At 64.3% G+C, this 12,653-nt stretch carries 14 protein-coding genes and 2 tRNA genes; 2 read left to right on the top strand and 14 right to left on the bottom strand.

Annotation, left to right across the window (positions count from 1 at the left end; translation table 11 throughout):
* Positions 1-218 precede the first annotated feature (218 nt).
* The 8 genes from JJC00_RS34975 to JJC00_RS35010 form a co-directional block, all read right to left on the bottom strand.
* Complete coding sequence (locus JJC00_RS34975; RefSeq protein ID WP_246774031.1) at positions 219-1,916, bottom strand: ShlB/FhaC/HecB family hemolysin secretion/activation protein; 1,698 nt, start codon at positions 1,914-1,916, stop codon at positions 219-221.
* A 336-nt stretch (positions 1,917-2,252) separates the two neighbouring features.
* Positions 2,253-2,328, bottom strand: a tRNA-Phe gene (locus JJC00_RS34980).
* Positions 2,329-2,525: 197 nt separating this feature from the next.
* Positions 2,526-2,708, bottom strand: a complete 183-nt coding sequence (gene yacG, locus JJC00_RS34985; protein WP_200470279.1) for a DNA gyrase inhibitor YacG — start codon at positions 2,706-2,708, stop codon at positions 2,526-2,528.
* A 145-nt stretch (positions 2,709-2,853) separates the two neighbouring features.
* Positions 2,854-3,483 (bottom strand): Maf-like protein, encoded by a 630-nt coding sequence (locus tag JJC00_RS34990; protein ID WP_200470280.1) that lies wholly within the window; start codon positions 3,481-3,483, stop codon positions 2,854-2,856.
* A gap of 158 nt (positions 3,484-3,641) precedes the next feature.
* Entirely contained in the window at positions 3,642-4,109 is a 468-nt protein-coding gene (locus JJC00_RS34995; RefSeq protein WP_200470281.1) for a low molecular weight phosphatase family protein, read from the bottom strand.
* 71 nt (positions 4,110-4,180) lie between these two features.
* Positions 4,181-4,678, bottom strand: coding sequence for a UPF0262 family protein (locus JJC00_RS35000; protein ID WP_027530339.1), 498 nt, complete (start codon positions 4,676-4,678; stop codon positions 4,181-4,183).
* Positions 4,675-5,970: a histidinol dehydrogenase gene (hisD, locus tag JJC00_RS35005; protein ID WP_200470282.1), complete on the bottom strand. Its 1,296-nt coding sequence runs from the start codon at positions 5,968-5,970 to the stop codon at positions 4,675-4,677. The genes JJC00_RS35000 and hisD overlap by 4 nt, the downstream gene beginning before the upstream one ends.
* Positions 5,971-6,115: 145 nt before the next feature.
* Positions 6,116-6,565 carry a DUF2948 family protein gene (locus JJC00_RS35010; RefSeq protein WP_200474336.1) on the bottom strand — a complete coding sequence of 150 codons (450 nt, stop codon included), beginning with the start codon at positions 6,563-6,565 and terminating at the stop codon, positions 6,116-6,118.
* 74 nt (positions 6,566-6,639) lie between these two features.
* Between JJC00_RS35010 and JJC00_RS35015 the strand changes: the two genes are divergently transcribed.
* Positions 6,640-6,780, top strand: coding sequence for a hypothetical protein (locus JJC00_RS35015; RefSeq protein ID WP_246774032.1), 141 nt, complete (start codon positions 6,640-6,642; stop codon positions 6,778-6,780).
* 9 nt (positions 6,781-6,789) lie between these two features.
* Here JJC00_RS35015 and JJC00_RS35020 read toward each other — a convergent pair whose 3' ends face one another.
* From JJC00_RS35020 to JJC00_RS35040, 5 genes are all read right to left on the bottom strand, one after another.
* Positions 6,790-7,614, bottom strand: coding sequence for an alpha/beta fold hydrolase (locus JJC00_RS35020; protein WP_200470283.1), 825 nt, complete (start codon positions 7,612-7,614; stop codon positions 6,790-6,792).
* A gap of 26 nt (positions 7,615-7,640) precedes the next feature.
* Positions 7,641-8,150 carry a hypothetical protein gene (locus JJC00_RS35025; RefSeq protein ID WP_200470284.1) on the bottom strand — a complete coding sequence of 170 codons (510 nt, stop codon included), beginning with the start codon at positions 8,148-8,150 and terminating at the stop codon, positions 7,641-7,643.
* A 190-nt stretch (positions 8,151-8,340) separates the two neighbouring features.
* A complete protein-coding gene (locus tag JJC00_RS35030; protein ID WP_194479374.1) occupies positions 8,341-8,649 on the bottom strand; it encodes an EthD family reductase in 309 nt (102 codons plus the stop codon).
* Positions 8,650-8,773: 124 nt separating this feature from the next.
* On the bottom strand, positions 8,774-10,480 hold the full coding sequence (locus tag JJC00_RS35035; protein WP_200474337.1) for an FAD-dependent oxidoreductase: 1,707 nt from the start codon (positions 10,478-10,480) through the stop codon (positions 8,774-8,776).
* A 25-nt stretch (positions 10,481-10,505) separates the two neighbouring features.
* On the bottom strand, positions 10,506-10,724 hold the full coding sequence (locus JJC00_RS35040) for a hypothetical protein (protein ID WP_200470285.1): 219 nt from the start codon (positions 10,722-10,724) through the stop codon (positions 10,506-10,508).
* Between the two features lie 316 nt (positions 10,725-11,040).
* Here JJC00_RS35040 and JJC00_RS35045 point away from each other — a divergent pair.
* A tRNA-Thr gene (locus JJC00_RS35045) sits at positions 11,041-11,115 on the top strand.
* Positions 11,116-12,163: 1,048 nt separating this feature from the next.
* On the opposite strand, the gene JJC00_RS35050 is transcribed toward JJC00_RS35045, so the two are convergent.
* Entirely contained in the window at positions 12,164-12,649 is a 486-nt protein-coding gene (locus JJC00_RS35050) for a Crp/Fnr family transcriptional regulator (protein WP_200470286.1), read from the bottom strand.
* Between the last annotated feature and the right edge of the window lie 4 nt (positions 12,650-12,653).

Here is a 12,653-nt window from a genome sequence, read left to right on the forward strand (position 1 = left end):
CATTCACGGCCGGGCGCCCATTCACCGGTCCCCCATTCAAGTGAAGCGAACCGGGGAAAACTGCATCGTATTGTGGACCCTGCCGCGAAGGCCCACCCAACAACCGGCTCGCCCGGCCGCGCACCGCGACCGGGCCAGCCCCTCTCATGCTGATCGATATGATGATGTCACGAATTCGGAAGCAGCAGGCCGCGCGAGCCCTGCCATAGGCGAGATCTCTAGAATCTGAAGGCAGATACTACAGTAAAGCGATCGCCTGCCGGAGCCCCGTCGCTCCGATAGGCGTGGCCATATTCGAGCGAGAGCGACCCGTTCGACAGCGTGCCGGGCGCAGCACCGCCGAGACGCAGACCGCCGCCATAGGAGGTGGCGCGGATCGACGCGACTTCCAGCGCTGTCGGATTCTTCAAAGAAACCTCGCCGTAGGCACCGAATAAATAGGGCGCTGCGACCACGCCGATAGCATCATTTGGCAGCGGCAGGCTCCATGGCGACGACAGTTCGCCGCGCACCACATAGCCCTGATCGCCAACCACGGTGCCGGCGTCGAATGCCGACAGGCCCGAGGTGTTGGCGATGCCGATCTGCTCGCTACGGACCAGCGGTGCGTTAAACGAAGTCTGCGCCCGCGCTGCGAGACTGATCGCGAGATGCTCGATCAGGGCCTGTCCATAGCCAATCGTGATGTCGAACTTCTGGAAGCTGGCGTCGGCGCCCTGGCGCGACAGCGGCAGCAGCACGCTGGCATCCACCGCGCTGCGCGCGCCAAGCCCGTTGATACCAAACGAGGCGGTGGCGCGGCCGGAGAGGGTGGCGCCCCACGGCGTCAGCACGTCGCCGTCATTGGCGAAGCGGACGATGCGCAGCCGATCCACTGACAGCGGCACCGGCACGGTAGCCACGAACAGGCTCTGCTTCTCGTCCTGCGCATCGAACGACACTTCGCTGTTGAAGTTGGCGATACGTCCGCGCAGCCAGGCATAGCGTAGCCGCAGCGACAGTCTTTCGAATGTGTCGGTAGTCTGAATCCCGGCGACCGCCTCGGGGGTGGTCCGAGCGTCGGTATACTCGGCGTTGAAGGTCAGGCCATCGATCCACAGCGGCAGGATGAACCCCGCGGCCAGCGTCCGGTTGCGCGGGTAGGTCTCGAAGAAACCGTTGTTGCCGTCGTCAGGGTGACCCGCGGCGCGCAGGTACACCAGTTCGCCGAGACCGGCGATGCTGTTGAAGTCGAGGCCGGCGCCTAACGTCGTGCGGCCGAGCGCCTTCGACAATGTATTATCGAAAGTCAGCGTCTCGCTCACTGCCTGGTACTTGGCGTCGATCACCAGGATGGTGGTGCCCTCGCCTTTGCCCGGCGCCAATGTCGAACGCAGCACCACGCCCGGCGTATCGCCGGCCAACAGCACCCGGCGTTCGATCTCGGTCAGCGTCAGACCGCGGCGGCCGGTCAGCGGACCGACCAGCGTCATGATCCTTTCGCGCACCCGCTCCGGCACGTCCTTGGTGTCGATCCGCTCGATGAAACCGTCAACCACGACCAGCTTCAGCCGCGCCCCGTTGACCAGTTGCTGCGGCGGCAGGATGACCCGAACCAGAACGTAGCCCGCCTTGGCATAGGCAGTTTCGAGATCTCGCGCCGCGGCGAAGATGTCGGCCCCGGAGATTTTGCGGCCGGTCAGCCGCGCCTGGAGTTCGGCGGTCACCGCCGCGAGCGCCGGCAGGCCGCCCTCGATGCTGACCCCCGACAATCTGACGAAGAGTTTTTCGGCGCCTGCCGGTGTCGCCAATCCCGGCGTGCCCGGCAGCGCAAAGCCGCCCTGACGCTCGATACTGGGGCGGAAACTAGGTGGTGTTATCTGCGAAGCGGTCTGCGCAAAGCCGGACACTGGCAGGCACGCAAGTGCAACAACCACGGCCCCAATATCCTTATACCCCAGCCCTCCGCGCACCAGCACCCAGCACCCCAGACTTCCAACCTCATCCAACCTGACAGCTTCGAGGCTAACGCGCCAAGCAGGCGTGCCATCGATCGCGGATCAGATTTCCTTGAGGACTATCCTGACATTCACGCTTTGTAAACATCCGCTAGTTGAACCGACAGATTCGAAAAAGATCGCAGGCGGCGATCTTTGCGTTCGTCAAAAGTCTCGCGAGCTCCGGCGGCAAGGCAAATAGTTTCGACGAATAGGAAAGCCGCTATTGCGAGCAGGCAGATCGAGAACTGAAATGCTCGTGGTTTTGTACACGAATGGTGCCCAGGGGCGGAATCGAACCACCGACACTGCGATTTTCAGTCGCATGCTCTACCAACTGAGCTACCTGGGCGTGCTGAGGGAAGGACCCAAAGAGAAGGTCAAGGCCCATCGAGCGGGCGGTTTATAGTGGGCTCGCAGCGGCCTGTCTACCCGGCTTCGCCAAGAGGCTTCGCCGGGCGCGGCCTAGCTGTGCACAAGGTGGGGCGGGTTTGCCGCGGCTGGCGCGCGGCACGGCGGGTCCCAGATTAAACAACTGATATTACTTGATTATTCGATGTCATCCACCTCGTCGTCGCGACCGGGGATGACATAGGAGCCCTTCAGCCATCGGTTCAGGTCGACGTCGCGGCAACGCGAGGAGCAGAACGGACGGGTGGCCTGCGCCTGCGGCTTGCCGCAGATCGGGCAGGTTTTGAGGGGTCCGGCGGGCTTTTTGAGGTGGTCGTCCATGATGGCGGCAGTCTACACGAGGTGAGAGGGTTCAAGAGCCTCCCGGCAAACGGGTTCCTCCGGCGAAGGCGCATGCTCTTCCCCATCCGCTTCTACTGTGCGTGGGGTTGTTTTCGAGATTTTTGTCGGAGCTGGTTTTGTTGGCTCACACGGCGGTGGCGTTGAGCCAGCCGAAGCGAATCGGAAAGCCTTCGCCGCCGAGCAGCGTCGTGGTCTCGTAGAGCGGCAGGCCGACCACGTTGGAGTAGGACCCGACCATCTTCACCACGAACGAGCCGGCGATGCCCTGCACCGCGTAGCCGCCGGCTTTGCCGCGCCATTCGCCCGAGCCGATATAGGCCTGGATGTCGTCTTCCGACAGGCGCTTGAAGCGGACGCGGGTCTCGACCAGGCGCTGGCGAAAAGCCTCGCGCGGCGTCACCAGGCAGATCGCGGTGTAGACGCGGTGGTTGCGGCCCGACAGCAGCCGCAGGCACTGCGCGGCCTCGTCCACGAGATTGGCCTTTGGCAGGATGCGGCGGCCGACCGCCACCACCGTATCGGCGGACAGGATGAAGGCGCCGCGGAGCTCGTCGTCGAGCTGCACCGATTTGAGCGCCGCATCGGCCTTGGCCCTGGCAAGCCGATTGGCGCAGGCACGCGGCAGCTCGCCCCGCTTCGGCGTCTCGTCGACATCGGCCGGCCGGAGCGCGTCCGGGTCGATGCCGGCCTGGTTGAGCAGCGACAGGCGCCGCGGCGAACCGGAGGCGAGAACGAATTTGGGGCGGCCGAGCATCAGGTGATTTTTGGGAGACGAGGCAGGGGGTGAATTGCGCGCGGAACCTATCGGAAGGGGGCTGATTTCACAACCCGGGAACCCTGACTTTGCTGATTCGAGGTATCCGATATGCGTGTGCCCTTAGTCTGTGACGCCGGTGTTACGCCTGCCCAATGCTACCCGCTCGCGGCGCCCACCTTGGCGAAACGCCGGCGGATCCGCATCAGGAGCTGGTCGCAGACCTCGCGGTAGGCGGCGAGCTTCTGGTCGCGGCTGCCCTCGATGGTGGTGGGATCGTGCGTCGGCCAGTATTCGACGTCGGCGGCGAGCGTGCGGGTCAGCTCGAGCGCCTTGTGATGAGCTTCCGGCGAGAGCGTGATGATGAGGTCGAAGTTCAACCCCTCCCAATCCTCCAGATCCTCGAAGGTCTGCGGCCTGTGGGTGGAGATGTCCTGGCCGAGCTCGGCCATCACGGCGACGGCGAACGGATCGAGCTCGCCCTTTCGGGCGCCGGCCGACTTCACGTAGAGCCCTTGCGGAAACATGTGCTGCAGCAGGCTCTCGGCCATCGGCGAGCGCACGCTGTTCATCGCACAGGCGAACAGCACCGATTGCGGATTGTTTGCGCGTGGCGGACCCGCCATCGCGGTTAGGCCCTTTTGATAGAGGGCATGGCCTTGTCGGAAAACCGCTGCACACTTTTCCGGGCCATGCCCTAGCCCTTCCAGTGAAGAACAGTGATGAGCGTGAACAGGCGGCGCGAGGTCTCGAAATCGACCCGCACCTTGCCCTTGAGCCGTTCCTGCAGCGTGCGCGATCCCTCGTCATGGATGCCGCGGCGGCCCATGTCGATGGCCTCGATCTTGTCCGGGGTCGCAGTGCGGATCGCCTGGTAGTAGCTGTCGCAGATCATGAAATAGTCCTTCACAATCCGCCGGAACGGCGTCAGCGACAACAGGTGTGCGACCACGGGCGTACCGTCCTCGCGGCGGATGTCGAACATCAGCCGGCTGCCGGTGATGCCGATGTGCAGCGTGAACGGGCCCTTGCCGTCCGCACCGTCGGGCGCGAACAGGTTCTGCTCGATCAGATCGTAGATCGCGATCGCGCGCTCGTGCTCGATGTCGGGCCCGGAACGGCCGATCGAGTCCTCGTCGAGGGTGACCGCGACGATGCGATTGGTCGAGTCGTCCTGTTCGGGCGGCTTTGTCATGACAGATTGAGGCGCAATCCGATCGAGCGCGAATGGGCATCCAGCCCCTCCGCTTGTCCGAGCGTCATCGCAGCCGGGCCCAACGCACGCAGCTGGTCCGGGCCGCATTTCAGGATCGAGGTGCGCTTCATGAAATCAGCGACCCCGAGCCCTGAGGAGAATCGCGCCGAGCGCGCCGTCGGCAACACGTGGTTGGAGCCGCCGACATAATCGCCAATCGCCTCCGGCGTATGCGCGCCGAGGAAGACCGCGCCGGCGTTGCGGATCTTTGCAGCGAGCGCATCGGGATCGCCGGTCATGATCTCGAGATGCTCGGCCGCGATCGCGTCCGCAAGCGGAATCGCGTCGGCGAGGGCCTTCACCATGATGATGGCGCCGAAATCGACCCAGGACTTGCCGGCAATCGCGGCGCGCGGCAGCGTCTTCAGCTGCGCTTCCACCGCCTTCTCGACATCGGCGGCAAGCCGCGCCGAGTCGGTGATCAGAATCGATTGCGCGCTGGCATCGTGCTCGGCCTGCGCCAACAGGTCAGCGGCGATCCAGTCGGCATTGCCAGTGTCGTCGGCGATCACCAGCACCTCGGAGGGGCCCGCGATCATGTCGATGCCGACCTTGCCGAACACCAGCCGTTTTGCAGCGGCGACATAGGCGTTGCCGGGGCCGACGACCTTTGCGACCGGCGCGATCGTCGCGGTGCCATAAGCGAGCGCGGCCACGGCCTGTGCGCCGCCGATGCGGTAGATCTCGGAGACGCCGCCGAGCGAGGCTGCCGCGAGCACCAGCGGATTGAGCTTGCCGTCGGGCGAAGGCACCACCATCACCAGGCGCGAGACGCCCGCGACCTTGGCCGGCACCGCGTTCATCAGCACCGAGGACGGATAGGCCGCGGTGCCGCCGGGCACGTAGAGGCCAGCGGATTCGATTGCGGTGTAACGCCAGCCGAGCTCGACGCCGAGCGGATCGGTGAAGCGCTCATCCTTCGGCAACTGGCGGCGATGATAGGTCTCGATGCGGTCGCGCGCGAGCTTGAGCGCATCCAGCGTCGCGGCATCGCAGGCCTTTGTCGCGGCTTCAATCTCGGCGGCCGAGACGCGCAGGCCGGATGCATCCAGCGTCAGCCGGTCAAACTTTGCCGTGGCCTCGAGCAGGGCGGCGTCGCCCCGCTTGGCCACATCGTCGACGATGGTGCGCGCGGCCGCCTCGACATCGGCCGAGACCTCGCGCTTGGCGGCGAGGAAGGCCTGGAATCGCTGGTCAAAATCGGCGCTGCTGCGGTCGAGACGAAGGGGCATTTTGGGCTTGGCTTCTGCTGGTTGAGAGGGCGCAGTCTGGCTCACCGGCCCCCTGCTCAATGGCGCGGCAGGGAAGCTGCGTCAACCCTTGGAAGATGTCGCTCCGGCGACGGCCTGAGCCGGTTCGGCTGGTATACAGGCAACCTCACCCCTCCCCCTCGACCCTCAGACCCGTTCCCAGTTCGTCCGCCCCCAGATCGGTCAGCTCGCATTCCAGGCATTCGACGTCGAGGCGGATGGCGCCGCCCTGGGCAAAGAGCAAGAGCGCGCTGCCGCTGGGCTCCTCATCGCGGCCGTCCCGGGGATGAAACTCGATGCCGACGAGGTCCAGGACCGCCTCAGGTGTCGCGAGATCGATATTGCGCGACTTGCAGGCGAGCACGCGGTCGAAGCGGAGCGCTGAGACCAGCCGGCGCGGCTCGGCCTCGCCCGCCAGCGTCTGCTCCCAGTCCAGCCGGCTCATGCCGACCACCAGGCGCTTCTCGCCCTGCCGCCAGATGATGTCGGAAGACTGCACCCGAGCATCCTGCACCTGGGTCGAGATCACGGCGAGATCGTCGGCATCGAGCGCGATCAGTTTGAGCGGGGGAGACATCACCGACACTTCTCCTGCGGGCGGACGGGGCTCAACGCGCGGGACTGCCGAAGTATCCACCCAGCTCGCGGCTCATGCGAGACATTGTTGCCGCCATGATCGAGACCGGCGCGATGCGCGTCGGCGGCGAGAACTGGCTCAGCGAAGGTGCGCGCGACGAGCCGGAGGCTTTCGTCAAGCGGACCTTCGATGCGATCAGGGCGATCCTGGCGTGAGCGCGTCCCTCAGCCCTTGAAGAACGCCAGCAGGTCCGCGTTGATGGTTTCGGCGTGCGTGGTCGGCATGCCGTGCGGAAAGCCCTTGTAGGTCTTCAGCGTGCCGTTCTTGAGCAGCTTGGCCGACAGCGGCGCGGAATCGGCGTAGGGCACGATCTGGTCGTCGTCGCCATGCATCACCAGCACCGGCACGTTGATCTTCTTCAGGTCCTCGGTGAAGTCGGTCTGCGAGAACGCGACGATGCCGTCGTAGTGCGCCTTGGCGCCGCCCATCATGCCCTGGCGCCACCAGTTCTGGATCACAGCTTCCGACGGCTTTGCGCCGGGACGGTTGTAGCCATAGAACGGGCCTGCGGCGATGTCGCGATAGAACGCCGAGCGGCCGCCGGCGAGTGCAGCCTGAAAGCCGTCGAACACGTCCTTGGGCAGACCGCCGGGATTGGCCTCCGTCTTCACCATCAGCGGCGGCACCGCGGAGAGGATCGCGGCCTTCGCCACCCGGCTCTCGCCGTGGCGCGCGATGTAGTGCACGACCTCGCCGCCGCCGGTGGAATGGCCGACGTGAATGGCGTTCTTGAGATCGAGATGCGCCGTCACCGCCGCGAGATCGTCGGCATAATGATCCATGTCGTGACCGTCGGCGACCTGCGCCGAGCGGCCATGGCCGCGGCGATCATGGGCGACGACGCGATAGCCGCGGGTGACGAAGAACATCATCTGCGCGTCCCAGTCGTCAGACGACAGCGGCCAGCCATGGCTGAATACGATCGGCTGGCCCGAGCCCCAATCCTTGTAGAAAATCTCGACGCCGTCTTTGGTGGTGATGGTGGGCATGGGGGGACTCCTTTAGTCAGAAACGATCAGGCGAACGCCATCGGCTTGTAGCGGCGCCAGGCGCCGATGGTCACCAGCACGAAGAACACCAGCACGATGCCCTGCACGACGGCGAACACCGGACCGGAGGGCGGCGCCGGCGGCACGGCCGGCGCGAGCGCGGCCAGCGCCGGCACTTTTAGGAACGACTGGATGATCAGCACGAAGACGTTGAAGTAGAGCGAGATCATCGCGGTCACGACATAGACAGGGCGCCAGGCGCCCGAGAGCTTCATGCCGTAGAGCGCGATGCAGGCGATCGCGAGCAGCACCAGCGAAATGCCGGCGATGATGTATGAGGGCAGCAGTTCCTTGAACGGAAACAGGAAGCCCGTCGCATTGGTCAGGATGGTGAGCAGCAGGAAGATCGCAGTGAGGCCCGGCATCGGCTTCGAGCCAAGCAGCCCGAACATCACGATCAGGCCGGCGACGATGGCAATCAGGCTGATGATGACATGGACCAGTGTGAAGGCTTGCAGGCTCATCCCGAGAACCATGGCATCTCTCCTATTCTCTGCATTGAGATCGAGAGACTGATATTACGGTCCTCATCGAATTGCCACATGCGCGGCATCACACATGTGCGCGCAGCCATGCGTCATCGTGCGAATCGACAAATGCATGGCTGAATCTTTTGCAGCGCTGTCACAAACGACAGCACGTTTCGACGAAAGTTGGGTCGGAGCGTCACACGTCCTTGGTGTCGAAGATCAGCAGGTCTGCGCCGCCACTGGCGAATTTCGGCACGTCGCCAGCTGCAGCCTTGCCCGCCTCGCTGCCGAAGGCCTTCTGGATGTCGCCCACGCTATCGAAGCTGAGAATGGCGACGAGGTGAACACCTGATGGTCCGGCGGGCGAGCCGACCGCGCCCGTGCTGACGGCGTATTTCTTCAGGCCGGGGAGCTTCTTGGCGAGCGGAATGTGGGTCTCGGCATAATGCTTGTCGAAGGCGGCAGCGTCCTTGGGCGTCTTGTAGAGCACGACGAGTTCGGCCATTTAGTTCTCCCGTATGAATCTTTGTTCTTCCACGCGCGATTGATCGCGGCGAGGTGAATAGTCCGTGGGACACGGCAAAACTGCAAGTCACAATCGGCTTGCCGTCTGCTTGTCTTCTGCTTGACTAAAGCGCCGGTTTTGCGGCGTCGCCGAGATAGCCGTGCAGGGAGGCCACGACCTGCGCGCCTTCGCCGATGGCTCCGCCGACGCGCTTGACCGAGCCGGAGCGGACGTCGCCGACGGCGTAGACGCCGGGCACGGAGGTCTCGAGCGGCGCCACCAGTTTGCCCTGGTTCAGCTCGGACTGCGCGCCGGTCACGACGAAGCCGCCGCGATCGAGCGTCACGCCGCAGCCGTCGAGCCAGCCGGTGGCGGGATCGGCGCCGACGAACAAAAAGAGATTCTTGATGTCGGCGGAATCCTCGTCGTTCGACAACCGGCTCTTCAGGCGAATCCGCCGCAGCAGCGAGGCCTCGTCGCCTTCGAGCGCCGAGACCTCGGTGTTGAACAGCAGCTCGATGTTCGGCGTCGCCTCGATGCGCTCGATCAGATAGCGCGACATGCTGGCGCCCAGGCCACCGCCGCGGATGATCATCAGCACCTTCTTCGCGTGGCCGGACAAGAACACAGCGGCCTGCCCCGCCGAATTTCCGGCGCCCACAAGCGCTACTTCTTCCCCGGCGCACAGCTTCGCCTCGACCGGGGAGGCCCAGTACCAGACGCCGCGGCCCTCGAACTTGGTGAGGTTTTCGATGTCAGGCCGGCGATAGCGCGCACCGCTCGCCACCACCACCGCGCGCGAGCGCAGCGGATCGCTGCCGTCGAGCGCGACCGTAAACGCACCGTCGGTGCGCGAGCAGTCGAGCGACTTCACCGTGACGGGAATCATAATGTCGGCGCCGAATTTTTGCGCCTGGTTGAAGGCGCGCGCCGTGAGGGCCAGCCCGGAAATGCCGGTCGGAAAGCCCAGATAGTTTTCGATGCGCGCGCTGGCGCCGGCCTGGCCGCCGAAGGCGCGGGTGTCGAGCACTGCGACCGAAAGCCCTTCGGATGCCGCATACACGGCGGTCGCAAGCCCCGCCGGGCCGCAGCCGACGATCGCGACATCGTAGATGCGGTCATTGCGCGGGCCGCCGATCATGCCGATCGCGCGCGCAAGCTCGGTCTCGCCGGGATTGCGCAGCACCGCGCCATCGGAGGTGACGACCAGCGGCCAGTCCTCAGGTTTTGGCGAATAGCGCGCGATCATCTCGGCCGCATCGCGATCGCGTTCGGGATCGAGCAGATGATGCGGCTGGCCGTTGCGGGTGAGGAAGCCTAGCAGGCGCACCACGCCGGCCGAATGCGAGGGACCAATCAGCACGATGCCGCCGACGCCGGCCTGAAGCAGATTGACCCGGCGCAGGATCAGCGCGCGCATGATGCGCTCGCCGAGCTCGGCCTCGGCAACCAGCAGCGCGCGCAGCCGCTCCGGCGGCAGCAGCAGCGTCTCGACATCGCCTTCGGCGCGGCCATCGACCAGCGCCGGACGGCCGGAGAGCTGGCTGAGCTCGGCCAAAAATTGCCCCGGCCCCTGGTCGATCAAGGGGGTGATGTTGCCGAGGCCGTCGCGCTGGGTGATGGCGACATGGCCCTTCAGCACGACGAACATGCCCGGCCCCGGCTTGCCGGTTTCGAACAGCAGCTCACCATCCTTATAGGTGCGGACCTCGCCGAAATTCCGCATCCGCTCGATTTCGGCGGATGTCAGCGCGGGAAAAGTCTGCTCGGGGCGGGTGAAACGCGACATCATCGCGTCGCGATCGGTTCGGTGTGAGTCGTCCTGCCCCATTGTCACTGCATGCACTCCAAAATTTCTAGCCGCTCGTCTTCCGGTCGCCGGTCTTGTCTAATCGGTCTTGCCCTGCGGTCCCCTCATCTAGGGAACCATCGTCGACTTGCGAGGGGTCGGCGCTTGCGGCGCGCGCGCGCGCCTGCGCCTTGCGGCGCTTCAGATTCTCCCGCAGCGCCGATTTCAGGCGGTCGTCCCGCGATGCTCTCGCCTGTCTCGCGTTCGTGTCGTTCTCGTCAGCCATTCCGGGTCCATACAGCGGTTGGCGATAACATGCCCGGAGAATGCGGCAGCTCAAGAGGCCCGCGCGGTCCCGAACGTGCGAACCTCAAAATGGCTGGAATCGGCGTCACGGGCCAACTGGCCAGTTGGCCGGGGGAAGAGGAACCAAAATCGACGGAAAGTCGGTCGTTTCAAGCCCAAACAGCCTTGATACCCCCGATATCGCCCCGATTTTCTCGCTTTGGCGGGTCCGGCAAGCTTGCACAGCGGGGAGGCCTGTGGCAGATATCGGCCCGCTTGGTAGGCTCCTCGTGCGGCCGATTCTTATCCCAGCACATGCTGCCGTAGCTCAGTGGTAGAGCACTCCATTGGTAATGGAGAGGTCGACAGTTCAATCCTGTCTGGCAGCACCATTCCATCTCTAGAAATGCACATGGATCAGCGTTCTCGCGGCACCCAACGCCCGAGTTTTGCTCTCCGCTTTCGCCCTGCTTTGTGAAGAGGGCGCAGGGAAGACCGGGTGCCGACGGGCACCCGCGGTCCGCTGCGCGAAAGTGTAGCGCAAGGAAACCGCACAGCAGCATACAGGTGACGCCGAACACTCGGCCTTCCCTGCGCGATGGGTTGACGGCGTATGCCGCGCTCTCCCCGGCGACGAGTTCCTTTTGTCACCGTCACTTCGCGATCCGTTGACGCACCGCGCCCGGTTGGGGCGATGCATCGTCGCAAAAGCTTGGCTGTAGCAACGACAGCCAGGACCACACGGTTTAGCCGTACGCAGCGATTCCGTCTCCGCCCAAGGGCTACGCCGGACGCAGCCGGCTCAGACCCAGAGCGTCGTCGGATACAGGCGCCGTTCGTTCGACACGGCTTGCGGCGAGCTCACGGGGTTCGGCTCAATCCTCCGCCCGCCCTGCTCCCACATCCGCGCCGGCGCTGCCGCGTCCACCGCACCCCAACCCGCGTTCGTGACGACGTACGATCGCCCCTCTCCTCGGGTCGGGATGGCGGGATCATGCCGCAAATCCGAATTTCGGTAAAGTGGAATATTTTTGCGGAGGAGGGTTGACGGGGTCTTGGCGGGAGGGAGGTGTTTTGCCCGACGGGTTGGATCTGCGCGCATATCGGATCCAAGATGCCGAGGTCCCTGTCTGTTGGACCGCGCAGGTAAGGTTAATTCTTCCTTTCGATTGTCGGTAAAATTTTATCTATTATCGTCTTTGTCATTCAAGACGAACCCGGGGCTCCAATAGTGCTTGCGTTTTGCCTGATCGTGACTGGGACTGCGTTGCTTCTCTCCGGCTTGGTTGCCTTCGGCTTTCATCGAAATTCGCTGCACTCAATGGCGTTGCTGTAGCTGTAGCAGCGAGCCGCTTGCAGGATGGGTAGAGCGAAAGCGAAACCCATCGAGAGCTTGTTCGGTGCCGAGACATGATGAGTTCCGCAAGTGCTCTACCCATCCTACGCACGATCAATTGCCGTCCCCACCGGATGCCCCGCGAATCGATCATCCGATCGGCGGAGCCGTCGACACAGCTCGCGATTGATGTTTTGCAGGACGATCACATAGGCGTGGATATCGGCCTTGTAGCAGGCGTAGAGCTTTTGGGCCGTCAGCTCATAGAGCACGGTCGGAGACTCCGCGACCACCGTGGCTGACCGGTTCTGCATTTCGATCAGCGTCATCTCGCCGAAGAAATCGCCGGGCTGCAGAACGGAAATCGGGATGACGCTGCCTGAATCCGCCCGCTTGCTCACCGCCAGCCGACCGGATTTGACGATGAACATCGAGCGCCCCGGCGCGCCCTCCGCCACGATGGTCGCGCCGACATCAAAGCGGCACTCGACCAGCATTGAGATCAGGAGGTCGAGGCTCGCATCCGTGAGACCACCGAAGAACGGCGTCGCAAGCAGGAACGCTTTCAGATCGGGGGAACTGACGGTCATCGCG

The sequence above is a fragment of the Bradyrhizobium diazoefficiens genome, assembly GCF_016616885.1.
GTDB lineage: Bacteria > Pseudomonadota > Alphaproteobacteria > Rhizobiales > Xanthobacteraceae > Bradyrhizobium > Bradyrhizobium diazoefficiens_F.